Below are 21,926 nucleotides of genomic sequence, written 5' to 3'. Positions count from 1 at the left end.
GGGCCGATGTGTAAAGGGAGGAATGTATGGCAGGGCTTCTCACTCTATCCAGAACCATTGACCGTATGAACGAGTTCATCGGCAAATGGGTGTCGTGGCTGATCCTGCTGGCAGTCCTGGTCAGTGCCGCCAATGCGGTCATCCGAAAGACGTTCGACATGTCGTCGAACGCCTGGCTGGAACTGCAGTGGTATTTGTTCGGCGCCGCCTTCATGCTGGCCGCCGCCTACACGCTGAAGCAGAACGACCATATCCGCATTGACATCGTCTACGGCATGTTCTCGCGCCGCGTGCAGCACTGGATCGACCTTCTCGGTCACCTCTTTTTCCTGATGCCGTTCGTGACGCTGATGGTGATCTATTTCGTTCCCTATGTGTCGCTGTCGTTTCGCAGCGGCGAAATGTCGAACAATTCCGGCGGGCTGATCATCTGGCCGGCAAAGGCGATCCTGCTGGCCGGCTTTTTCCTGCTCGCGCTTCAGGGCATTTCCGAGATCATCAAGAAGGTCGCCATCATGCGCGGCGACATGGACGATCCCACCCCGTTCATATCGGTGCATGAGCAAGCCGAACTCGAAGCGAAGGCACTCGCCGAAGAGGTGCGCTCGTGATTGAGTTCATCGCCCAGAACATGGCGCCGATCATGTTCGCCTCGCTGATCATCTTCCTGCTGATCGGCTATCCGGTGGCGTTTTCGCTCGCCGCCAACGGCCTGCTGTTCTTCTTCATCGGTGTTGTGCTGTCACCCTATTCGGGCGGCTCGATCAATCTCGCCTGGCCGCTGCTGCACGCACTGCCGGATAATTTCTACGGCAGCAGGGTGATGTCGAACGACACGCTGCTGGCCATCCCGTTCTTCACTTTCATGGGCATCGTGCTCGAACGATCGGGCATGGCCGAGGACCTTCTCGATACGATCGGCCAATTGTTCGGGCCGATCCGCGGCGGACTCGCCTATGCCGTGATCTTTGTCGGCGCGCTGCTTGCCGCAACCACGGGTGTGGTGGCTGCCTCCGTCATCGCCATGGGCCTGATCTCGCTGCCGATCATGCTGCGCTACGGCTATGACCGCCGTGTAGCGTCCGGCGTCATTGCCGCGTCGGGCACCCTCGCCCAGATCATTCCGCCGTCGCTGGTGCTGATCGTTCTGGCCGACCAGCTCGGCCGCTCGGTCGGCGACATGTATGCGGGTGCGCTGATCCCGGGGCTGGTTCTGACCGGCCTTTACACGATGTATATCCTGATCATGTCGATCGTCCGGCCGAAGTCGATGCCGGCGCTGCCGCTGGAAGCCCGCACCCTCGGCCACGGTGTCCTGTCGCTGCTGTTCGCGGTGTTGGCGGCAGTCGTGATTTCCTACGCGGCGTATCGCTATCTTGCGCCCTCGCAGGGCCAAAACGCAGACATCCTCGGCGCCACCATCGGCGTGATCCTCATCTATGTCGTGGCAATCGCCGACCAGCGCCTGAAGATCAACATGCTGTCGCGGCTGGCGCAGCAGGTGATCATCGTGCTGATCCCGCCACTGGCGCTGATCTTCCTGGTGTTAGGCACCATCTTCCTCGGCATCGCCACGCCGACCGAAGGCGGCGCCATGGGCGCTGTCGGCGCGCTGATCATGGCGGCGATGAAGGGGCGGCTGTCGCTGGACGTGATCAAGCAGGCGCTGGCGTCGACGACGCGGCTGTCGTCGTTCGTGCTGTTCATCCTGATCGGCGCGCGAGTGTTCTCGCTCACTTTCTACGGCGTCAACGGCCATATCTGGGTCGAACACCTCCTGACATCGCTGCCGGGCGGCGAGATCGGCTTCCTGATCGGCGTCAACATCCTCGTCTTCCTGCTCGCCTTCTTCCTCGATTTCTTCGAGCTCGCCTTCATCATCGTGCCGCTTTTGGCACCGGCCGCAGACAAGCTCGGCATCGACCTGATCTGGTTCGGCGTGCTGCTCGGCGTCAACATGCAGACCAGCTTCATGCATCCACCCTTCGGCTTCGCGCTGTTCTACCTGCGTTCGGTCGCCGCCCGGGTGCCCTATCTCGATCGCCTCACCGGCAAGCAGATTGCGCCGGTAACCACCGGCCAGATCTATTGGGGCGCGGTGCCCTTCGTTTGCATCCAGGTCATTATGATCGGCTTGACCATCGCCTTCCCGCAAATGGTGATGCACTACAAGGGCACGGCAGCGGACCCGGGCACGATCGACTACCAGGTGCCGGAAACGCCGAGCCTGTCGCCGCTCGGCGTTCCGCCAGCGGATGGCGGCGCGGCACCGACTGCGCCTGCACCGGATCTGTCGCAGCCGCCTAATTTCGGTGAAACGCCGGCTGCCAAGCCGGCAGCGCCAGCGCCCGATCTGTCCCAACCACCGAGTTTCAATTGACGCCGGAGGCTCTACAGACATGAAAGCGGTGCGGCTGGAGGGCGTGGGCAGCATCGTCGTTCGGGAGGTCACCAAGCCCGTGGCCGGGCCGGATGATCTCCTGGTGCGGATCGAGGCATGTGGCGTCTGCGGCACTGACCGGCATCTTTTCCATGGCGAATTTCCCTGTACGCCGCCGGTGACGCTCGGACATGAATTCTCCGGGATCGTCGAGGCGATTGGAACCGCCGTGTCCGGCTTTTCGGTCGGTGATCGAGTCACCGGCGATCCCAACATCGCCTGCGGGCGCTGTCCGCACTGCCACGCCGGTCGCATCAATCTATGCCATAATCTGGTTGCCATCGGCATCCGCCGCGACGGCGGCTTCGCCGAATATGGCGTGCTGCCTCAGAAGCAAGCCATTCTCCTCCCGAAAGACCTGAAGCCCACGCATGGCGCGTTCTGCGAGCCGCTTGGCTGCTGCCTGCATGGAGTGGACCTGGCGCAGATCCGACCCGGCTCCTCGGTCGCCGTGCTTGGCGGCGGCGTGATCGGCCTGCTCACCGTGCAACTGGCGAGACTTGCCGGCGCGACGACAATCATCCTTTCGACGCGCCAGGCCTCGCGGCGCGCCCTTGCAGAAGAATTGGGCGCAACAGCGACGGTCGACCCAACCGCTTGCGACATCATCGACACGGTGGTCGGTCCGTCAGGCCTCATGCCGGGCGGCGTCGATGTGGTGTTCGAATGTGCTGGGGTAAGAGAGACGGTCGAGCAGTCGATGCGGCTCGCCAGGGCCGGTGGCACGGTTGTCGTCGTCGGCGTGATGCCTCAAGGCATGAAAGCAGAATTCGAACCTTTCGACCTGTTGTTCCGGGAATTGAGGGTGCTGGGCTCTTTCCTCAATCCGTTTACGCATCGCCGGGCTGCCGATCTCATCGCCTCGGGCGCGATCGAGATCGACAAGCTCATCTCCCGGCAGGTGACGCTTGAGGAGGCGGCTGCGGTGATCGCCAATCCGCCTGCGCCAGGCGAGGTCAAGGTGCTGGTGGTGCCGCGCTGATCGGCAATTCGAAGCCGTTTCGGCGCCACGCGTCCGAAGAACGCGTGGCGCCGAAACTGTTGTCAGAGTTTGCCGGTGCGCTGCTGGACCATCATGAAGGTGTCATAGTTGTACTCGGCCACCTGCGCCCAGAGATAGTGCTCCTTGCGGAACGCCTTGATCGAGTCCCATATCTTCTTGAACGGCGCGTTCGAGGCTTCCATCTCGGCATAGACCTCGTTTGCCTTTTCGGAGCAGGCTGCCAGGATTTCCTGGCTGAACGGGCGCAATTTGGCGCCCGCGGACACCAGCCGCCTCACGGCCGCCGGATTCAGAAAGTCGTATTTCTGCAGCATGTTGGCGTCGGCGGCCTGCGCGGCGGTGCGCACCAGCGCCTTGTAGGCCGGCGAAAGCTCCTCGTATTTCGCCTTGTTGAACATCAGATGGACGGTCGGCCCGCCTTCCCACCAGCCAGGATAATAATAATTGGGCGCGACCTTGTAGAAGCCGAGCTTCTCATCGTCATAAGGGCCGACCCATTCGGCGGCGTCGATGGTGCCTTTTTCCAGCGCTGGATAGATATCGCCGCCGGCGATCTGCTGCGGCACGACGCCGAGCCTTTGCACCACTTTGCCGGCAAAGCCACCGATGCGCATCTTGAGGCCCGAAAGGTCGGCGACGGTGTTGATTTCCTTGCGGAACCAGCCGCCCATCTGCACGCCGGTATTGCCACCCGGCAAGCCAAAAAGGCCCTGCGTGGCCAGAAACTCGTTGAACAGGTCGATGCCGCCGCCGTGGTAATGCCAGGCATTGATGCCGCGCGCGTTGAGCGAGAACGGAACCGCGGCACCCAAAGCCCATGTCGGGTCCTTGCCCCAATAATAGTATGCCACCGTATGGCAGGCCTCGACGGTGCCGGCGGCGGTGGCATCCGCGACCTGCAGGCCGGGCACCAGTTCACCGGCAGCGAAGACCTGGACCTGGAAGTTGCCGTCGGTCGCCTCCGAGAGCATCTTGGAAAAGACCTCGGCGCCGCCATAGATCGTATCGAGGGACTTCGGGAAGGACGACGCCAGGCGCCATGTCACTTTCGGGTTGGTTTGGGCGATAGCCGGCGCGGCAAGCGCCGCCGTAGCCGCCGCAGCGCCGACACCGGTAACACCGGCCTTGCGGATGAATGATCGACGATCCATGAAGTTCTCCCTATTGGATCAACAGACCGACGTTCGGGAGATGCTCTCTGCCCCGGATCGGCTTCGCGGCAAACAATACACGGGCAAGAAGTCGAGTCCAGCCACGGGAGCCGGTTTTGCCGGCGGCGTTTTCGCGAAATACGCGGCGCGAACGCACCTCCTGCAACTTAAGTCTAACGCCCCTTCCGTGGCCCATGCGACATGCCGAACTTGTCATGGCAAAGCGCCTTCGGATCGCCTATTTTAAAGGTAGAATATATCCTTGCACTGAATGGACCCGGGTCAAAAATGCAGCAGCCGCTCGTCGCCATATCGACCGACGTCCGCCAGTTCGACAACTACACCTGGCATGCCGCTCCGCAGCAATATCTGGAGGCGGCGCTTTCGGCCGCCGGCGTGTTCCCGGTGCTGGTGCCGTCCTTCGGCGACCGGCTCGATTTCGATGAACTCCTGTCATCGGTCGACGGCGTCATGATCACCGGCTCGAAGTCCAATGTGCATCCCTCGCTCTATGGCGGCGATGCCAGCGAGGCCAACGGCCCCTACGATCCGGCCCGTGACGCCACGACGCTGCCGCTGATCCGCAAGGCAGTGGAGCGCGGCGTGCCGCTGCTCGCCATCTGCCGCGGCATCCAGGAGATGAATGTGGCGCTGGGCGGCACGCTGGCCACAGAAATCCAGGAGCGCGAGGGATCGCTGGACCATCGCGCACCGGCGAGCGACAATCAGGACGAACGCTTCGCCATCCGCCAGACCATTTCGATCAAGCCCGCAAGCTGCCTCGCCGGCGTGTTCGGGGCGGGCGACATCATGGTCAACTCGGTGCACCGCCAGGCCATCGACCGGCTCGGCCCGAAGCTGCAGATAGAGGCGGTCGCTAGCGACGGCACGGTCGAGGCGGTTTCGGTGCGCGATGCCCGCGCTTTCGCCGTCGGCGTCCAGTGGCATCCCGAATACTGGGTCAAGTCGGACAGCGTCTCAGCAAGGATATTCCGCGCCTTCGGCGACGCGGCGCGCGTGCACGCCGCGGCGAAATCCGACGCGCGGGCCGCCGCGGAATAGTTCAGCCGTCGGACGTCAACGTCAATCGCTGCTGGCCGCCAGCGACAGCAGCGGCAGGGCTGGTGCGTAGGATTCATAACCGTCGCCGTCGGCGACGCCGAAAGTGACGATCGGGTCGATGCCGTTCGCGCTGAAGGTGACCGTGCCGTCATCCTGCTCACGCCAGAATTTCGCGCGCTCGATGCCGGGCAAGACCCGGTGGCAATTTGCAGTGACCGTCAACAGCGACAGGCCATGCGAAACCTCAGTGCCGCGCTTGACCGCGCAGGACGCTTCGTCGCCATTGGCCACCAGCCTGTAGTCGCCGGGCGACTGCGCCGACTCATCGGCTGTCCGGCGTTCGCCTCCGCCGCTGTTAAACAGCTGAACGCTGCCGAACAGCGCGACCACCGCTATCAATGCAGCAAGTGCTTTCATCTGCGTTCTCCGGATGTTTGGCGATCGATGAAGAGTGAACTCAAAGCGTTAAGCCGTCGTTAATCGTTAACAAATAGGAAAGCATGCCGCTCAGCTGCGCGCCTTGACCTTTTCCGTTTCCGGCACCGGCGTCAGCGCCCTCCCTTGCGAAAACCAGGAAATCAGATTGTCGACGCACAGATCGGCCATGGCGCGGCGGGTATGTTCCGAAGCCGAGCCGACATGCGGCAAAAGTGAGGTGTTGGGGGCGGCAAGCAGCGCCGGCGGCACGTTCGGCTCGTCGGCGAAGACGTCGAGCCCGGCAGCGGCGATGGTGCCGCCGGCAAGCGCCGCGGCAAGAGCTGCCTCGTCCACCGTGCTGCCGCGACCGATGTTGACGAAGACGCCATTCGGGCCGAGCGCCGACAGGATCCCGGTGTTGACCGCCTTTTCCGTCGAGGCGCCGCCGGGCGCCACCGAGATCAGCGTATCAACCGCCTCGGCGAGGCCCTTCAGCGTGCCGTGGTATTCGTAGGACAGGCCTTCGACCTGGCGCCGGTTGTGATAAGCGATCGGCAGCCCGAAGGCCTCCAGCCGGCGCGCAATGGCGACGCCGATGCGGCCCATGCCGAAAATGCCGACACGACGGCCGCGCAAGGTCAGCCGGCTCAAGCGATAGTTGCCGTCGCGTGCCCAACTGCCGTCGCGCAGCCAGGTCTCGGCGCGCGGCAACTCGCGGACGGTGTTGATCAAAAGCCCGATCGCCGTATCGGCGACCTCCTCGGTCAGCACATCCGGCGTGTTGGTGACCATGACGCCGCGCTGTGCTGCGTGACGGGCATCGACTGAATCATAGCCGACGCCGAAATTGGCGATGATCTCGAGGTTCGGCAGCGCGTCGATGAGGGCTGCGTTGATCCCGCCAAAGGCGGCAATGCCGCGCACCGTCCGGCGCATCTCGTCGGTGACCAGCGACGCATCAGGCCGTTCGATCCAGACGCGGCTGAACGTCCGGTCGAGGCGGCCGACCGCGTGGTCGTTGAATTGGCCCGGCACCAGAATGGCGACTGCTTGCTGCTGTTCGGCTTTCGTCATGCACGTTCCACTGGTTTGCCGGTCGACTGGCGCACGTGCAGTTCCGGCTTGATCAGTTCCTGCGACGGCCGCACCATCTGCCCATTGAGCTTGTCGAGCAGCGCGCTGGCGGCGCGGCGGCCGACTTCACGCTGGCCATTCCACACGGTGGTCAGCGCCGGCGTCGCGATCGCCGCTTCCTCGAGATCGTCATAGCCGGTCACGGAGATGTCAATGCCCGGCACCAGCCCGGCGCGTGCAATGCCGTTCATCAGGCCGATGGCGACGAGGTCGTTCCAGCAGCAGGCCGCGGTCGGCTTGTCCTTCAGCGCCAGGAACTGCCCGGCGGCCTCGAAGCCAGCCTGTTTGGTGCGCGGGCCGGGGATGCGCCAGGACGGCCTGACCTCCAGCCCTGCCGCCTCCATGGCGTTGAGATAGCCTTGGTAGCGGTCGCGGCCGGTCGAGGTCTGGTCGGTGCCGCCGATCATGGCAATGCGTTTATGGCCGAGCGAGATCAGATGGTTGGTGGCTAGCCCGGTGCCATAGGCATCGTCGCCGCGAAACACCGGCACGTCAGCGCCTTCGACGGTGCGTGCGATCAGCACCGCCGGCAGGCCGTTTTCCTCGGCCATGAAGATGTCTTCGGGCGGCGTGCCGATGGCCGGCGACATGATGACGCCGTCGGCGCCAAGCTGCAGAAGCGTGTCTATAAAGGTGCGCTGCTTTTCGAGCTGGTCGTAATGGTTCGACAGGATGAAGGTCTGCCGGCTGCGGTCGAGCTCGCTTTCGATCGAGCGCAGGATCTCGGCGAAGAAGGGATTCATGATGTCGTGGACGACGACGCCGACAATGCCCGAACGCGAGGTGCGCAGGCTGGCGGCGCGGCGATTGTAGATATAGCCGATGGCGCGGGCATGTTCCTTGATACGGTCGCGGGTGATTCCAGCAACCAGCGGGCTGTCGCGCAGGGCCAGCGACACCGTGGCCGTGGACACACCGAGCGCATCCGCGATCGTCGAAAGCTTGATCTTCTGTGCCAGCGCCTTGCGCTCCCCCGACGATCTAGAGCTGATCCATGATCTCCAGCGAAAACCGGATGCCCGTTTTCGGGAACATGGTCTAAACAGTTTAAACGCGGCCTTATGCCACCCTTCTGAAACAAATCAAAGTTTTTTTGCCAGCGCCTCCACCTCGACGTCGAGGGCAGCGCGGTTGCGCACGCCAAGCCGGTGCTCGCGATGAACGATACAAAAGCCGCTGGCGACGATGACGAGCGCCGAGGACACCGAGCATCAACAGGATGAACCAGTGTCGATATGCATCAGGGATGCATGCGGGCACCTTTGGTGAGCTTGTCGACAAGCTTCTTTTCGGCGCGCAGCGCGATGCCGACGACCTTGGCATCGTCGGGTGCGAATTCGGCAAAGACGGCGCGGTTCGCCGCGTCGTGGCCGGTCGAAAACATTTCCTCGACGTAGAGCGAGGTCGTCACACCGCGCTCCAGCGCCCGCCGGTGGATCGCACTGAGCGTCGAGCGATCGGCCGAAAGCAGGATGATCGGCTGGATCGAGAGCGGATTGTAGATATTGCCGGCGCGGTCGCGATAGGGTTCGCCGATGATGTCGCTATACTGCGCGACGATGCCGCTGGTCAGGAACGCGGTGACGTTGAGCTTTTGCCAGACGGGAAGGTCGTCCTGCAGCACGATTGCAAATTTCGTGTCGAACATGAGACATTTGCCATTCGAGGTTTGTGAATGAAGCGATGTCACACGGTCTAGATGGCGAGGCCTTTCAGGGTCTTGGACGTTTGTGCGTTGACGCGGCTGAGAACTGCGTGATCTCGGCGCCCGATTGCGTCGGAATGGAGCGTATCGAGGCCCGGTTCCACGGCACCGCCTTCGATCTCCATCGTCACGATACCTACGCCATCGGCGTGACGCTGCATGGCGTCCAAACCTTCCGTTATCGCGGCGCGACGCATCACAGCCTGCCCGGCCAGATTATCGCGCTCCATCCCGACGAATTGCACGATGGCGGCGCCGGCACTGAAGACGGTTTGCGTTACAGGATGCTTTATCTGGAGCCGTCCATCGTGCTGGACTGCCTCGATCAGACAGGCGCGTCGCTGCCTTTCGTCAGCAATGCCGTGGTGACGGATCCTGTTTTCCGCACGCGGCTGCTTTCGGCGCTGGGGCCGTTGGACCAGAAGCTGGACGATCTGTTTATCGCCGACTTCGTTGCGCAATTGATGCAAAGCTTGGCACGGCATTCAGGCCTGCCGGCGAAACCGATCCCAAGGACAGCGTGGCGGGCTGTCAGCCTGGCACGCGACTATCTGGAAGAAAATGTTTTCCGTACCGTCCGTTCCGAGGAGCTGGAGGCGATCACTGGGCTGGATCGCTACGCCCTATCGCGGCATTTCCGTGCCGCTTTTTCCACCAGTCCGCACCGCTTTCTCTTGATGCGCCGGCTTCAGCGAGCACGCCGCATGATAGAGGCGAGCGAGTCATTGGCGCAGATCGCAATAGCGGCCGGTTTCAACGACCAAAGTCATTTCAGCAGGCACTTCAAGAAGGCGTTCGGTGTCACGCCGGGCCGCTGGTCGGCATTGGTCCATGCATCGTCAGCAGCGGCTGCCTGATGGCGTCAGCCGCGGATCATTCGTCGGCGTCGATCTCATCATCGACGAGAACCATCTCTCCGTTCGAGAGGTTCGCCTCAACGCGGGCGAGCAGCTTGAACAGCGCCTTCTGGTCCTTTTTATCGAGCCCCTTCAGCGCCTGCTTCTCGGTCTTCTTCACCGATTTCTCGATGGCATGAATGATTTCGCGGCCAGTGTCGGTCAGAAAGATATGGGCCTGGCGAGCATCGGCGGAAGAAGCGCGTTTTTCCAGAAAGCCTTGCGCCTGCAGCCGGTTGATGGTCTTGGTGATGGTCGGCGGGCGAACACCGAGGCGACCGGCAAGATTGCCGGGCGTCTGCCCGTCCTCACGGTCGAGCGCGAGCATGATCTGGTCCTGGCCGGCATAGAAGCCGTGCGCCAAAAGCCGCGCGGCGAGTGCCGTACGCGCCAGCCGCGCCGCCGAATGCAGCCGGCTCATTGTCGCAGTCTTGTCCGCCTTGGCCATGGCTATCCCTCTTCGGCCGAACCGGTGTGGACAGCATAGCGGCAGCCGCCCGGTTGGCAATGGACGATCAAAAAGATCCGGCTTTACAAAAACAGCTTTGCCGGCAAGCAATGCGGTGTCCGCCGTGGCTAATGCCAGATGTTTATTTCAGTTAGATGACAAACGACTTTCCAGCGCAGGTGGACGCATTCGGCAGGAGCGCCGCACACCCGATGCGGGACTCAATCAGCCCTCACCGCGACGATCATCAAGGCCTGGTAGGCGTCTGCCACCTCGCGCAGCGCCGCCTGCGAAAGCGGCCCGGCGCGCCGCGCGATACCGTCCCTGGCGTTCGACGTATCCCGCTTGCCGGACCGGTCGGTGTAGGGCGCGACAGTGGTGAATATCTGTTCGCTCAGGCCGTCGGGGAAAAACAGCTGGCCGGTCATCACCGAATTGTCGTTGGGGAAGGCTTTGAAATGGATGTGGGTGGTGCGGCCGCGATACCAGCCGGGATAGATGGTGGCGAACGAGACGATGCCGCTGTCATCGGTCTCTTGCCAACCGCGCAGAAAACTCTGGCCTGACGTATCGACATCCTGGCCGTCGCCTTGTCCCGGATAGCCTGAATAATGGCCTTGGGCGTCGCAATGCCAGATATCGACCCGCGCGCCGGCAAGCGGCCGGCAGCCTGCGTCGACGACCTGCAGCCGCAGATTGAGGGCAATGCCCGCTTTGCCTTCGGTGATATCGGCGCGTTCGAGCTTCGGGTCGAAATAGAACGGGCCCTCGGCCGCTTCCGGTGTGATCGCGCAGACGCCGGCGCCGCTATCGAACAGGGCAAGCCCGGCATAGGGCGACGCCTGCTGAGCCAGCGCGATGCCCGGCAGAAAGACACCGCCGCCCGCGCTAACGGCAATGAGGCCAAGCGCCTGGCGCCGGCTCAATGGCAAGGAGGTCGGGTTATCGGACATCCGGCGCCTCTTTTTGGTTTCTGTCGAGCAAGCTGCCTTGGGCTTATCTAGTCGGTGAGACCAGCCAACGCCAATGAAAACCCGGCAATGTTGGGAAAGCCCGGCAATGTTGGCGACCCGTTTGGCCCATCGGTTGCCACGTGCAAAAGCACGGCATGCATCCTATATGGAGCCAACAATCCTTTTCGAGGCCCAACATGAGCGATGCACAGACGACGCAGATCCCCGTAACCGTTCTCACCGGCTATCTTGGCGCCGGCAAGACGACGCTGCTAAACCGCATCCTTTCGGAAAACCACGGCAAGCGCTACGCCGTCATCGTCAATGAGTTCGGTGAGATCGGCATCGACAACGAGCTGATCGTGGAATCCGACGAGGAAATCTACGAGATGAACAATGGTTGCGTCTGCTGCACGGTGCGCGGCGACCTGATCCGCGTCGTCGAGGGCTTGATGCGCCGGCCAGGCCGCTTCGACGCCATCGTGATCGAGACGACCGGCCTCGCCGATCCGGTGCCGGTGGCGCAGACCTTCTTCATGGACGACGACGTGCGCTCCAAGACCAGGCTCGACGCGGTGGTGGCGCTGGTCGACGCCAAGCACCTGCCGTTGCGGCTGAAGGATTCCCGCGAAGCCGAGGATCAGATCGCCTTTGCCGATGTCGTCGTGCTCAACAAGACCGATCTCGTCACGCCGGAGGAACTGAGCAAGGTCGAGGCGACGATCCGCGCGATCAACCCGGCGGCCCGGATCCATCGTACCACGCGCGCCGGCGTGGCGCTGTCCGAGGTGCTCGACCGCGGCGCCTTCGATCTTTCTCGGGCGCTGGAGAACGATCCGCATTTCCTCGAGGCGCGTGACGACCACGACCATCATCACCATGATCATCATGACCATGATCATCACGATCATGACGGGCATCATCACCATGACGGGCATGACCACCATGATCACGCGCACCCGTCCGATATACATGACGTGACGGTGCAGTCGGTGTCGTTGCGCGGCGGCGAGATGGACCCGAAAAAATTCTTCCCCTGGATCGAGAAGATCACCCAGATGGAAGGCCCGAACATCCTGCGTCTGAAAGGGATCATCGCGCTTAAAGGCGATGACGAGCGCTACGTCATCCAGGGCGTGCACATGATCATCGAGGGCGACCACCAGCGCGCCTGGAAGGACGGCGAGAAGCACGAGAGCCGGCTGGTCTTCATCGGCCGCGAACTCGACGCCGAGCGGCTGAAGAAGAGTTTTGATGCCTGCCAGGCAGCTTGATTTTCGGGCCTTATAACGCTAGCGCTGCACGTTCTTTCCTTCTCCCCTTGTGGGAGAAGGTGGCCGAGCCCACGGGTCTTGCCTCCGGCAAGCCCGATCACAGGTTTCGCTCGGTCGGATGAGGGGTGTTCCAGCTTGGCGCCAACTGCGCTTCGTCCAACACCCCTCAACCGTCTTGGCGCTACGCGCCAATCCACCTTCTCCCGCAAGGGGAGAAGGTCGCGTCGCACCTAGCCGCGCTAATGATTCCTCCGCAGCGGCAGGGCGACCACACCAATCTCGAATGGAATCTCCCATGCCGACAGTCGCCCCGCTTGATCTCCAGGGACATTGCATCGCCGCCGTTTTCCTTGGCGACGTACCGCATTTCGCACTGGCCGACGGCACAATCCATCGGCTGGACCACGGCCACAAGACGACGCAGGCCAATGACGGGCTGCTCGCCGCCTTCCACGATGCGGCCAACGACCGGCTGATCACCGGCGGCGAGGACGGCAAGATTTTTTCCGTTACCGCCGGCAGCAATGCGGCAGAACTGGCAAGCGCCGGGAAGAAATGGATCACCAGCGTCGCCGCGGGACCACAAGGCGCCGTCGCCTATGCCTCGGGCAAGATCGCCTTCGTGCGTTTCGCCGACGGCAAGACCAAGGAATTCTTGCATCCGCGTTCGGTCGAGGGGCTGGCGTTCTCGCCCAAGGGCATGCGCTTCGGCGTCGCCCGCTACAATGGCGCGACGCTGCATTTCCCGGCGGCGAACGGCAAGCCGGTCGAGCTGGAATGGGCCGGCGCCCATACCGGCATCACCTTCTCGCCGGACGGCGCCTTCCTCGTCACCACCATGCAGGAGAACGCGCTGCATGGCTGGAAGCTCGCCGATGGCAAGCACATGCGGATGAGCGGCTATCCCGGCAAAGTCAAAAGCCTGTCGTGGGCGCCCAGGGGAAAATGGCTGGCCAGTTCGGGAGCCCCGGCGGCGATCGTCTGGCCGTTTTCGGGCAAGGACGGGCCGATGGGCAAGGCGCCGCTGGAACTCGGCACGCGCGGCAACGCCATGGTGACCTCGGTCGCCTGCCATCCAAGTCAGGATGTCGTCGCCGTCGGCTATGACGACGGCATGGTGATGGCGGTGCGTTTCGCCGACGCCAAGGAGGTGCTTCTGCGCCGACCGGGCAAGGGCGCCATCACCTCGATGATGTGGGACAAAGAGGAACGCCGCGTCGCCTTCGGCAGCGCCGCCGGCGACTGCGGCGTCATCGATATTTCGGCCTAGGAAAGTAGGGGAGTACGGGAGTAGGAACACATTCCCCTATTTCCCTATGACGCATGAGAGGGGCATTCATGCATACAATCGACCATTCAAAGACGGCGATCGGTGGCATCAGCACTGCTCGCATCGCCGATCTGCGCGAGACCGAGGCCGAAGCCTTCCGCAAGGCGCGGCCGAAATCGGCAGCCAAGGTCGGCAACGGCCTGCCGGGCTTCTTCGGCGGCGTGCCAATGCACTGGATGAACGACTGGCCGACGCCGTTCCCGATACTGGTCGACAGCGCCAGAGGTGCCACTATCACTGACATCGACGGCAATCGGCTTGACGATTTCTGCCTCGGCGACACCGGCTCGATGTTCGGCCACTCGCCGCCGCCGGTCGCCCACACCATCCGTAGGCAGGCCGGACGCGGCCTGACCTACATGCTGCCTTCGGAAGATGCACTCGCCATCGGCCCGCTGCTGCAACAGCGCTTCGGCCTGCCGTTCTGGCAGATTGCGACAACGGCGACCGATGCCAACCGCTTCGCGCTGCGCGTCGCCCGCGCCATCACCGGCCGGGGCAAGATCCTGGTCTTCAATGGCTGCTACCACGGTTCGGTCGACGAGACGATGGTGCGCCTGGTCGACGGCAGACCGGCCAACCGCCCAGGACTGGCCGGCGAATTCCGCGACCTGACCCGGGCTACCGATGTCGTCGAGTTCAACGATGTGCCGGCGCTTGAGACAGCACTCCGGGACCAGCAAATCGCCTGTGTCGTCACCGAGCCGGTGCTGACCAATTTCTGCATGGTGCTGCCCGATCCCGGCTTCCACGAGGCGCTGCGGCGTTTCACCCGCGCAACCGGCACCCTGCTGCTAATCGATGAGACGCACACGATCTCGACCGGTCCGGGCGGCTACACCAGGAAACACGGCCTGCAGCCGGACCTGTTCGTGCTCGGCAAGCCGATCGCCGGCGGCGTGCCGGCCAGCGTCTGGGGCATGAGCGACGGCGTCGCCACCCGCTATGCCGACTATGTCAGGACCAAGGAACCAGGCTATTCCGGCATGGGCACGACGCTCTCGGCCAATCCGCTGCAGTTCGCAGCCATGCGCGCCACGCTCGAAGAGGTGATGACCGACGAGAACTATCGCCATATGGACCATCTGGCGCGGCGGCTCGACGCCGGGCTGACCGCCGTCATCGACCGTTACCGCCTCCCCTGGCATGTTGCCCGAGTCGGCGCCCGCGTCGAGTTCATCTGCGCACCCGGCCCGCTGAGGAATGGCGGCGAGGCGGAAACAGCGCACGCGCCGACGCTCGAAGCGGCTATCCATGTCGCGCTGGTCAATCGCGGCGTGCTGATCGCGCCGTTCCACAACATGATGCTGATCTCGCCGGCGACCAGCGCTGCCCAGGTGAACCGCCTGATCACCGCCTTCGGCGCGGTTGCGGCAAGGCTCGCGGCATGAGACAAGCTTGCACATGAGAGAAGCGCACAAGCAGACTTTGAACGCCATCATCGCCTCCCCTTCGGGCTCGACGCCCGCCGAGGCGCAAACCTTTCTCGACGCCCATCCCGAGATCGAAGCGTTCGACATCGTGCTGACCGACGCCAATGGCGTCGGGCGTGGCAAGATCGTGCGCCGGCACGAGTTGATGAGCATCTTCGAGGGCGGCAGGCATATGCCGATCTCGATCCTCGGCCTCGACATCACCGGCGAGGACGTGCACGAGACCGGACTGATCTGGACGACGGGCGACGGCGACCTGCGGGCATGGCCGATCCCCGGCACGCTGGTGCCGCTGTTCGGCACACAGCCGCCGCGCGGCCAGGTGCTGATGGCGATGTACCATCTCGATGGTCAGCCCATGTCCTCCGACCCGCGGCTGGCGCTGGGCCGGCAGGTGGAGATACTGGCGGCCAAGGGCCTGCATCCGGCCGGCGCCTTCGAGCTCGAATTCTTCCTGCTCGCCAACGAGCGCGACGCCGACGGCAAGGTGCAGCCGGCGCACGCGGTGCTCGACGGCCGCCGCTCGGCCAAGACAGAGGTCTATTCCGTCGACCATCTGCACGGCATGGAGCCGCTGTTTTCCGACATCTATGCCGCAGCCAAGGTGCAAGGCATCCCGGCCGAGACGGTCATTTCCGAATACGCGCCCGGCCAGTACGAACTGACGCTGAACTATCGCAAGGACGTGATGCGGGCGGCCGACGACCTCGTCATGCTGAAGCGGTTGGTGCGGGCACAGGCGCGCCGCCACGGCGTCACTGCCTGCTTCATGGCCAAGCCGATCGAGAAATATGCCGGCTCCGGCATGCATTTCCATGTCTCGCTACAGGACAAAGCCGGCAACAACGTCTTTGCCGAAGCCAGCGGCGAGACCTGGTCCTTGCCGCTGCTGCGCGGACTGGGCGGGCTCATCCAGACCATGGCCGAATCGATGCTGGTGTTTGCACCGCACGCCAATTCATGGCGGCGTTTCGTTTCGCAATCCTATGCGCCGGTGGCGCCGACCTGGGGCGTCAACAACCGCTCGGTGGCATTGCGCGTGCCGGCAGGCGATGCGAAAAACCGGCGCATCGAGCACCGGTCGTCGGGCGTCGACGCCAACCCTTATCTGGTGGCGGCAACCGTGCTGGCCGGCATCGTCAAAGGTCTCGATGAGGGCCTCGATCCAGGCCCCGAAACCACTGGCAATGGCTACGAATCAGCCATCACGCGCACCACCATGCCGGTGGACTGGCGTGCGGCGATCGAGGCGGCAAGGGCCTCGACATTCCTCAAAGGGGCGCTGGGGGAAGACCTGCACCGGACCTTCGTGGCGATCAAGCAATCCGAATATCTGCGGGTGGCGCGCACGGTCAGCGAACTGGATTATCATCTCTATCTGCACGAGGTGTGAGGCATCGCATCGCCGGTCATTCGCCCGGCGAAGGCCAGGTCCCGGCTATTTGAAGGAACCTTTCGGGGGCTTCGCTCATTCCGCATCTGATCGCAGCAGCGGGCAAGGCCGCATCAGCCATGATCGCCAGGATGCAGACAAATTCTCCACACCACGCCAAGGTACAGGCAAGACGCTGGCCCAAGCCTGAATTGCCTGAGACGGCGGAAGACGATGGCGCAAGCACCATTCCCGAACTCAGCGAAGTGGCGAAGGCCTGTCGCCGCTGCCCGCTGTGGCGCAACGCAACGCAGACCGTGTTCGGCGAAGGGCCTGACAGGGCCAAGGTGGTTTTCGTCGGTGAACAGCCAGGCGACCAGGAGGATCTGGCCGGTAAACCTTTCGTCGGTCCGGCGGGAAAGGTCTTCGACGCCATCCTGGACGATGCCGGCGTCGACCGGCTGAAAGTCTATGTCACCAATGCGGTCAAGCATTTCAAGTTCGAGCCGCGCGGCAAGCGGCGCATCCACTCGAAGCCGAATGCCGGCGAGGTGCAGGCCTGCCGCTGGTGGCTAGACAAGGAGCTCGATCTGATCAAGCCCAATCTGGCGGTGGCGCTCGGCGCAACGGCGGCGCAGGCGCTGCTCGGCAAGGTCGTGCCGGTCATGAAGATGCGCGGCGCGGTCGTGGATCGGGACGATGGCTTGCCTGTGTTCGTCACCATCCACCCGTCCTTCATCCTGCGTATTCGCGAGCCGGCGGACAAACAGGCCGAACGCGAGCGGTTCCTGCAGGACATGAAGGCGGTGAAAAAGCTGATGGCCGCCTGACCCCTAACTGATCAGGATTGCCCTCAAATCATTGACGTTCGTCCCGGTCGGGCCGGGCACGAAGAGATCGCCGACGGCCTTGAATGCCGTCCAGGCATTGTTGCCGGCAAGCATCGCCTTGGCATCGACGCCTGCCGCCCGCATCCGCGACACCGTTGAGCCGTCGGCAAAGGCGCCGGCATTGTCCTCCGAACCGTCGATGCCATCGGTGTCGGCGGCCAGTGCATGGACGCCCCCAATACCGCTGATGCCGATGGCGAAGGCGAGCAGAAACTCGGTGTTACGACCGCCCTTGCCCTTCGCCCGAACGGTCACCGTCGTCTCGCCACCTGATAGGATCAGCACGGGCTTCGGGAAAGGCCGGTTGCGCGTCGCGACTTCACGGGCGATTGCCGCATGGACACCCCCAACTTCGCGCGCTTCGCCCTCGATGGAATCGGAGAGGATGACCGCCTCGATGCCATGGCGCCTGGCTTCGGCTGCGGCCGCTTCCAGCGAGACGCCGGCCGAGGCGATCAGATGCACTTCGTTGCGCGAAAAACGCGGATCATCGACGCGCGGCGCATCGGCGGCCGGCGAATTGATATGCGCCATGACAGAGGCCGGCAGTTTCATGCCATAGGCGGCGATCGATGCCAGCGCCTCTTGGCGGTTGCCGGAATCGGGAACGGTCGGGCCGGAAGCCACCAGCGCCGGATTGTCGCCGGGAATGTCGGAGACGACCAGCGACACCAGCTTTGCCGGATAGGAAGCTGCCGCCAGCCTGCCGCCTTTGATCGTGGAAACATGCTTGCGGATGGTGTTCATGGCGGCGATCGGCGCGCCGGAGGCGAGCAGCGCCTCGTTGACGGCGATCTCGTCAGCCAGCGCCAGACCTTCGGCGGGCGCCGGCAGCAGCGCCGAGCCGCCGCCTGAGATGAGCGCCACGACCAGATCGTCCGCGGTCAGGCCCTGCACCTTTTCGAGCAGCCGGCGCGACGCTTCGAGCCCGGCGGCATCTGGCACCGGATGCGCCGCCTCGATGATCTCGATGCGCTGGCATGCCGCGCCATAGCCGTAGCGGGTGACGACCAGCCCTTCGATCGGCCCGTCCCACACTTTTTCGAAAGCCGCCGCCATCTGCGCCGAGCCTTTTCCTGCACCAATGACGATTGTGCGCCCCTTCGGTATTGCCGGCAGATGATCCCTGATCGTCCTCTGGGGATCAGCGGCGGCAACGGCGGCATTGAAGATGGCGGCGAGGAAGGTCTTGGGATCGATCTCTGTCATTTTGCTTCCGGCGGCAGTGCCAGCTCGCGCCCGTCGACGCCGAGGTGGCTGCACAGCGCATCGACGACGACGCCGTGATCCTCGCGTTCCGGCAGACCCGAGACCGCGATCACACCGATCACGCCGGCACCTTTGACCGTTATGGGAAAGCCACCACCGGCCAGCACATAGTCTGATATGTCGAGCCCCTCGCCCGGCTTGAAGCTGCGGTCGGGACGCTGCTGCTCCAGCACCATGCGGTAGGTGCTTTTCAGGAACCGCTGCACCACGTTGATCTTGCGCCGCGCCCAGTCCGGATTGGAGGCGTTCGAGCCCGGCATTGCCGCGTAGAACAGCGGCCGGTCGAAGGTCCTGATGTCGACGATGATCGGCAAGCCCTGGGCCAGTGCCCGGTCGCGGATCGTCGAGCCGATCTTGAAGGCGACAGCTTCGTCAAAGACCGAGAAGACAAGCTCGGCTTCCTGTTTCTGGATCAGAGCGATATCGTCCGCAACGGCCATGTCGTTCCCCTATCAACGTCGCGGCACGCTTTGACCGATGGCTGCCGCTGGGTCAAGCGGGACTTGTGGGATAGCTAAACCGCCATATCCGTCTTGGCCGCCCGTCCGGCGACGTAGACTTCGCGCACGGCGCGATCATCGCCCAGCGTCTGCAGCAGAAACAGCTCCTCCGCCAGCGTGTCCGCCGTCTCCATCCGCAGCCGCATCGCCGGCGTGGCGCGCGCGTCGAGGACGACGATGTCGGCATCGCTGCCTCGGTCGAGCGTGCCGATCCTTTCCACGATCGACAGCGCCTCGGCATTGCCGCGGGTGAGCTGCCAGAACGACTGGAACGGATTGAGCTTCTCGCCGTTCAGGGCGATCACCTTGTAGCCCTCATCCATGGTGCGCAGCATCGAGTAATTGGTGCCGCCGCCGACATCGGTGGCGGTGGCGATGCGGAGTGGTTTTTCGCGGCGGCGGTAACGCTGATAGTCGAACAGGCCCGAGCCGAGGAACAGGTTCGAGGTCGGACAGAACACGGCGACCGAGCCCGTCTCCGAAAGCGCATCCGCCTCGCGTTCCGAAAGATGGATGCAGTGGCCGAACAGGCTTTTGCGTCCCAGCAGCCCATAGTGCTCGTAGACATCGGTATAGTCGCTTGCCTGCGGGTAGAGTTGCAGCGTAAAGGCGATCTCGGCGTGATTTTCCGACAGATGCGTCTGCATGTGCAGATCAGGATGTTCGCGGCACAGCGCGCCCGCCATTTCCAACTGCTCGGGTGACGAGGTGATGGCGAAGCGCGGCGTGATGGCATAATGCTGGCGCCCCTTGCCATGCCACTCGGCGATGAGCGCCTTGCTGTCGTCATAGGCCGATTGCGGCGTGTCGAGCACCCCTTCCGGCGCGTGGCGATCCATCATCACCTTGCCGGCGATGTTGAGCATGTTGCGGTGATGCGACTCGGCGAAGAACGCTTCGGCAGACTCCTTGTGGACTGAGCAATAGGCGGCGACTGTCGTCGTGCCATGACGCACCATCTCATCGAGAAACAGTCTGGCGACGCGGCGGCCATGCTGCGCGTTCTGGAATTTGGTTTCCTCGGGAAAAGTGTAGGTGTTCAGCCAGTCGAGCAACTCGGCGCCGTAGGAGGCGATGACCTGCATCTGCGGAAAATGCGCATGCGCGTCGATGAAGCCCGGCAGCAGCAGATGCGGGCGGTGGTCGATCTTTTTTACGCCTTCATCAACCTTTTTCTCGACCTCGGCATAGGCGCCCGCGGCAACGATCCTGTCGTCGCGGAGCAGCAAGCCGCCGTCGTCTTCGTAAAGCCAGGCGGAATGGTCGTCGACGGTCTCGGGCCAGCGCAGGAAGGACAGCGTGCGGCCGCGCAGGAGTGTGCTGGTCATGCTTATTTCCCTGCCTCCTCGAACCATGCCACCAGCAGCGCCCGTTCCTTGTCGGTGATATGGGTGACATTGGCCGGCGGCATGGCGTGGCTGCGGCCGGCTTGCAGGTAGATCTCGCGGGCTTGCTCGGCGACACCGGCGTCCGTGTCGAGCATCACACCTTTCGGCGCATGGTAGATGCCCTCGTAGGACGGCTCTTGCGCATGGCACATAGAGCAACGGCCAAGCACCGTGTCGCGCACCGCGGGAAAATGCGCCGAGGCGACATAGACCTGTGCCGCCGAGGACGCCTTGACTTCGCCGGTCAGCACTTTCGGCGCGGTCGACAGCCAGATGATGACGACGAACAGCACGGCCGCCGCCAGCCAGGTCCAGGTCGGGTTGCCCTTGCGCGCATGCATGGTGTTGAAATAGTGCCGGATCAGCACGCCGATGATGAAAACCAACGAGGCGATCACCCAGTTGAACTGGGTAGCAAACGCCAGCGGGTAGTGGTTCGACAGCATCAGGAACAGAACGGGCAGCGTCAGGTAATTGTTGTGCAGCGAGCGCTGCTTGGCGATCTTGCCGTATTTCGGATCTGGCTTCCTGCCGGCGATCAGGTCGGCGACGACGATCTTCTGGTTCGGGATGATGACCATGAAGACATTGGCCGACATGATCGTCGCGGTGATGGCGCCAAGATGCAGGAAAGCGGCGCGGCCGGTGAACAGATGAGTAAGACCCCAGGCGATGAACACCAGCACGCCATAGAGCACCAGCATCAGGCCGGTGTCGCTCCTGCCAAGCGGCGAACGGCATAAGAGATCGTAGACCACCCAGCCAACGCCGATCGTCGCCAGCGACAGCAAGATGCCTGTAGGCACCGACATGGCAAGCACGTTGGGATCGATCAGGAAGAGGTCCGCCCCGGCATAGTAGACGACGCACAGCATGGCAAAGCCCGACAGCCAGGTAGCGTAGGATTCCCATTTGAACCAGGTCAGGTGCTCAGGCATTTCGGCCGGCGCCACGAGATATTTCTGGATGTGGTAGAAGCCGCCGCCATGCACCTGCCATTCTTCGCCGAAGGCGCCGACAGGCATGCCCGGACGCTGGCGCAAGCCGAGATCGAGCGCGACGAAATAGAAGGACGAGCCGATCCAGGCTATGCTGGTGACGACATGCATCCAGCGCACGGCGAAACTCAGCCAGTCCCAGAAAATCGCGAAATCCAACATTGAAAAGTCGTCCCTGCCGATTGGGTGACTTTACGGACTGGAGCGCAAACGGAAAGGGCCGAGCGGCATGATGACTTTCAAAAAAAAATGGAAAATACTAG

General features: G+C 63.2%; 22 protein-coding genes. 10 read left to right on the top strand and 12 right to left on the bottom strand.

Annotation, left to right across the window (positions count from 1 at the left end; all coding sequences use genetic code 11):
- The first annotated feature begins 26 nt into the window (after positions 1–26).
- From BQ8794_RS07705 to BQ8794_RS07695, 3 genes are read left to right on the top strand one after another with little or no spacing between them, the layout of a single operon-like run.
- Positions 27–611, top strand: coding sequence for a TRAP transporter small permease subunit (locus BQ8794_RS07705; protein ID WP_077375030.1), 585 nt, complete (start codon positions 27–29; stop codon positions 609–611).
- Complete coding sequence (locus BQ8794_RS07700) at positions 611–2,380, top strand: TRAP transporter large permease (RefSeq protein ID WP_077375242.1); 1,770 nt, start codon at positions 611–613, stop codon at positions 2,378–2,380. Before BQ8794_RS07705 ends, BQ8794_RS07700 begins: the two co-directional genes overlap by 1 nt.
- A gap of 19 nt (positions 2,381–2,399) precedes the next feature.
- Positions 2,400–3,422: a zinc-dependent alcohol dehydrogenase family protein gene (locus BQ8794_RS07695; protein ID WP_077375027.1), complete on the top strand. Its 1,023-nt coding sequence runs from the start codon at positions 2,400–2,402 to the stop codon at positions 3,420–3,422.
- 62 nt (positions 3,423–3,484) lie between these two features.
- Here the strand turns inward: BQ8794_RS07695 and BQ8794_RS07690 are convergent, their stop codons facing one another.
- Positions 3,485–4,594 carry a TRAP transporter substrate-binding protein gene (locus tag BQ8794_RS07690; RefSeq protein ID WP_077375024.1) on the bottom strand — a complete coding sequence of 370 codons (1,110 nt, stop codon included), beginning with the start codon at positions 4,592–4,594 and terminating at the stop codon, positions 3,485–3,487.
- A gap of 288 nt (positions 4,595–4,882) precedes the next feature.
- Here BQ8794_RS07690 and BQ8794_RS07685 point away from each other — a divergent pair, with 288 nt between their 5' ends.
- Positions 4,883–5,656: a gamma-glutamyl-gamma-aminobutyrate hydrolase family protein gene (locus BQ8794_RS07685; RefSeq protein WP_077375021.1), complete on the top strand. Its 774-nt coding sequence runs from the start codon at positions 4,883–4,885 to the stop codon at positions 5,654–5,656.
- Between the two features lie 21 nt (positions 5,657–5,677).
- Here the strand turns inward: BQ8794_RS07685 and BQ8794_RS07680 are convergent, their stop codons facing one another.
- From BQ8794_RS07680 to BQ8794_RS07665, 5 genes are all read right to left on the bottom strand, one after another.
- The gene (locus BQ8794_RS07680; RefSeq protein ID WP_077375018.1) at positions 5,678–6,073 is read right to left on the bottom strand and encodes a hypothetical protein; all 396 of its coding nucleotides are present in this window, start codon (positions 6,071–6,073) and stop codon (positions 5,678–5,680) included.
- Positions 6,074–6,163: 90 nt separating this feature from the next.
- Positions 6,164–7,147, bottom strand: coding sequence for a 2-hydroxyacid dehydrogenase (locus BQ8794_RS07675; RefSeq protein WP_077375015.1), 984 nt, complete (start codon positions 7,145–7,147; stop codon positions 6,164–6,166).
- On the bottom strand, positions 7,144–8,166 hold the full coding sequence (locus BQ8794_RS07670; RefSeq protein ID WP_077375012.1) for a LacI family DNA-binding transcriptional regulator: 1,023 nt from the start codon (positions 8,164–8,166) through the stop codon (positions 7,144–7,146). Before BQ8794_RS07670 ends, BQ8794_RS07675 begins: the two co-directional genes overlap by 4 nt.
- Positions 8,167–8,289: 123 nt before the next feature.
- Positions 8,290–8,412: a hypothetical protein gene (locus tag BQ8794_RS36975; protein ID WP_280174562.1), complete on the bottom strand. Its 123-nt coding sequence runs from the start codon at positions 8,410–8,412 to the stop codon at positions 8,290–8,292.
- A 35-nt stretch (positions 8,413–8,447) separates the two neighbouring features.
- On the bottom strand, positions 8,448–8,855 hold the full coding sequence (locus BQ8794_RS07665; protein ID WP_077375008.1) for a DUF2000 family protein: 408 nt from the start codon (positions 8,853–8,855) through the stop codon (positions 8,448–8,450).
- A gap of 35 nt (positions 8,856–8,890) precedes the next feature.
- Between BQ8794_RS07665 and BQ8794_RS07660 the strand changes: the two genes are divergently transcribed.
- The gene (locus BQ8794_RS07660; RefSeq protein ID WP_077375005.1) at positions 8,891–9,769 is read left to right on the top strand and encodes an AraC family transcriptional regulator; all 879 of its coding nucleotides are present in this window, start codon (positions 8,891–8,893) and stop codon (positions 9,767–9,769) included.
- A 16-nt stretch (positions 9,770–9,785) separates the two neighbouring features.
- Here the strand turns inward: BQ8794_RS07660 and BQ8794_RS07655 are convergent, their stop codons facing one another.
- Positions 9,786–10,256: a MarR family winged helix-turn-helix transcriptional regulator gene (locus tag BQ8794_RS07655; protein ID WP_023796815.1), complete on the bottom strand. Its 471-nt coding sequence runs from the start codon at positions 10,254–10,256 to the stop codon at positions 9,786–9,788.
- 221 nt (positions 10,257–10,477) lie between these two features.
- Positions 10,478–11,209 carry an intradiol ring-cleavage dioxygenase gene (locus BQ8794_RS07650; protein WP_077375002.1) on the bottom strand — a complete coding sequence of 244 codons (732 nt, stop codon included), beginning with the start codon at positions 11,207–11,209 and terminating at the stop codon, positions 10,478–10,480.
- A 197-nt stretch (positions 11,210–11,406) separates the two neighbouring features.
- Here BQ8794_RS07650 and BQ8794_RS07645 point away from each other — a divergent pair, with 197 nt between their 5' ends.
- From BQ8794_RS07645 to BQ8794_RS07625, 5 genes are all read left to right on the top strand, one after another.
- Entirely contained in the window at positions 11,407–12,483 is a 1,077-nt protein-coding gene (locus tag BQ8794_RS07645; protein WP_077374999.1) for a CobW family GTP-binding protein, read from the top strand.
- A 295-nt stretch (positions 12,484–12,778) separates the two neighbouring features.
- Positions 12,779–13,753 (top strand): WD40 repeat domain-containing protein, encoded by a 975-nt coding sequence (locus BQ8794_RS07640; RefSeq protein WP_077375239.1) that lies wholly within the window; start codon positions 12,779–12,781, stop codon positions 13,751–13,753.
- A gap of 68 nt (positions 13,754–13,821) precedes the next feature.
- Positions 13,822–15,204, top strand: a complete 1,383-nt coding sequence (locus tag BQ8794_RS07635) for an aspartate aminotransferase family protein (protein ID WP_077374996.1) — start codon at positions 13,822–13,824, stop codon at positions 15,202–15,204.
- A 13-nt stretch (positions 15,205–15,217) separates the two neighbouring features.
- Positions 15,218–16,639 (top strand): glutamine synthetase family protein, encoded by a 1,422-nt coding sequence (locus BQ8794_RS07630; RefSeq protein WP_077374993.1) that lies wholly within the window; start codon positions 15,218–15,220, stop codon positions 16,637–16,639.
- An 86-nt stretch (positions 16,640–16,725) separates the two neighbouring features.
- Entirely contained in the window at positions 16,726–17,448 is a 723-nt protein-coding gene (locus BQ8794_RS07625; protein WP_280174564.1) for a UdgX family uracil-DNA binding protein, read from the top strand.
- A gap of 3 nt (positions 17,449–17,451) precedes the next feature.
- Here BQ8794_RS07625 and BQ8794_RS07620 read toward each other — a convergent pair whose 3' ends face one another.
- The 4 genes from BQ8794_RS07620 to BQ8794_RS07605 form a co-directional block, all read right to left on the bottom strand.
- Positions 17,452–18,717, bottom strand: coding sequence for a glycerate kinase type-2 family protein (locus tag BQ8794_RS07620; RefSeq protein WP_077374987.1), 1,266 nt, complete (start codon positions 18,715–18,717; stop codon positions 17,452–17,454).
- Positions 18,714–19,217, bottom strand: coding sequence for a heme-degrading domain-containing protein (locus BQ8794_RS07615; protein ID WP_077374984.1), 504 nt, complete (start codon positions 19,215–19,217; stop codon positions 18,714–18,716). Before BQ8794_RS07615 ends, BQ8794_RS07620 begins: the two co-directional genes overlap by 4 nt.
- A 74-nt stretch (positions 19,218–19,291) precedes the next feature.
- Positions 19,292–20,605 carry a guanine deaminase gene (gene guaD / locus BQ8794_RS07610; protein ID WP_077374981.1) on the bottom strand — a complete coding sequence of 438 codons (1,314 nt, stop codon included), beginning with the start codon at positions 20,603–20,605 and terminating at the stop codon, positions 19,292–19,294.
- Positions 20,606–20,607: 2 nt separating this feature from the next.
- A complete protein-coding gene (locus tag BQ8794_RS07605; protein WP_077374978.1) occupies positions 20,608–21,825 on the bottom strand; it encodes a urate hydroxylase PuuD in 1,218 nt (405 codons plus the stop codon).
- Between the last annotated feature and the right edge of the window lie 101 nt (positions 21,826–21,926).

This window comes from Mesorhizobium prunaredense (assembly GCF_900156895.1).
Lineage (GTDB): Bacteria > Pseudomonadota > Alphaproteobacteria > Rhizobiales > Rhizobiaceae > Mesorhizobium > Mesorhizobium prunaredense.
The sequence above is the reverse complement of the archived record's forward strand: the minus strand, read 5'-3'. Positions and strand labels throughout refer to the sequence as shown.

Bases quoted from the DNA above. Each gene is read 5' to 3' on its own strand.
- BQ8794_RS07705 (WP_077375030.1), top strand. From the start codon at position 27: ATGGCAGGGCTTCTCACTCTATCCAGAACCATTGACCGTATGAACGAG.
- BQ8794_RS07695 (WP_077375027.1), top strand. From the start codon at position 2,400: ATGAAAGCGGTGCGGCTGGAGGGCGTGGGCAGCATCGTCGTTCGGGAG.
- BQ8794_RS07690 (WP_077375024.1), bottom strand. From the start codon at position 4,594: ATGGATCGTCGATCATTCATCCGCAAGGCCGGTGTTACCGGTGTCGGC.
- BQ8794_RS07685 (WP_077375021.1), top strand. From the start codon at position 4,883: ATGCAGCAGCCGCTCGTCGCCATATCGACCGACGTCCGCCAGTTCGAC.
- BQ8794_RS07680 (WP_077375018.1), bottom strand. From the start codon at position 6,073: ATGAAAGCACTTGCTGCATTGATAGCGGTGGTCGCGCTGTTCGGCAGC.
- BQ8794_RS07675 (WP_077375015.1), bottom strand. From the start codon at position 7,147: ATGACGAAAGCCGAACAGCAGCAAGCAGTCGCCATTCTGGTGCCGGGC.
- BQ8794_RS07665 (WP_077375008.1), bottom strand. From the start codon at position 8,855: ATGTTCGACACGAAATTTGCAATCGTGCTGCAGGACGACCTTCCCGTC.
- BQ8794_RS07660 (WP_077375005.1), top strand. From the start codon at position 8,891: ATGTCACACGGTCTAGATGGCGAGGCCTTTCAGGGTCTTGGACGTTTG.
- BQ8794_RS07655 (WP_023796815.1), bottom strand. From the start codon at position 10,256: ATGGCCAAGGCGGACAAGACTGCGACAATGAGCCGGCTGCATTCGGCG.
- BQ8794_RS07650 (WP_077375002.1), bottom strand. From the start codon at position 11,209: ATGTCCGATAACCCGACCTCCTTGCCATTGAGCCGGCGCCAGGCGCTT.
- BQ8794_RS07645 (WP_077374999.1), top strand. From the start codon at position 11,407: ATGAGCGATGCACAGACGACGCAGATCCCCGTAACCGTTCTCACCGGC.
- BQ8794_RS07640 (WP_077375239.1), top strand. From the start codon at position 12,779: ATGCCGACAGTCGCCCCGCTTGATCTCCAGGGACATTGCATCGCCGCC.
- BQ8794_RS07635 (WP_077374996.1), top strand. From the start codon at position 13,822: ATGCATACAATCGACCATTCAAAGACGGCGATCGGTGGCATCAGCACT.
- BQ8794_RS07630 (WP_077374993.1), top strand. From the start codon at position 15,218: ATGAGAGAAGCGCACAAGCAGACTTTGAACGCCATCATCGCCTCCCCT.
- BQ8794_RS07620 (WP_077374987.1), bottom strand. From the start codon at position 18,717: ATGACAGAGATCGATCCCAAGACCTTCCTCGCCGCCATCTTCAATGCC.
- BQ8794_RS07615 (WP_077374984.1), bottom strand. From the start codon at position 19,217: ATGGCCGTTGCGGACGATATCGCTCTGATCCAGAAACAGGAAGCCGAG.
- guaD (WP_077374981.1), bottom strand. From the start codon at position 20,605: ATGACCAGCACACTCCTGCGCGGCCGCACGCTGTCCTTCCTGCGCTGG.
- BQ8794_RS07605 (WP_077374978.1), bottom strand. From the start codon at position 21,825: ATGTTGGATTTCGCGATTTTCTGGGACTGGCTGAGTTTCGCCGTGCGC.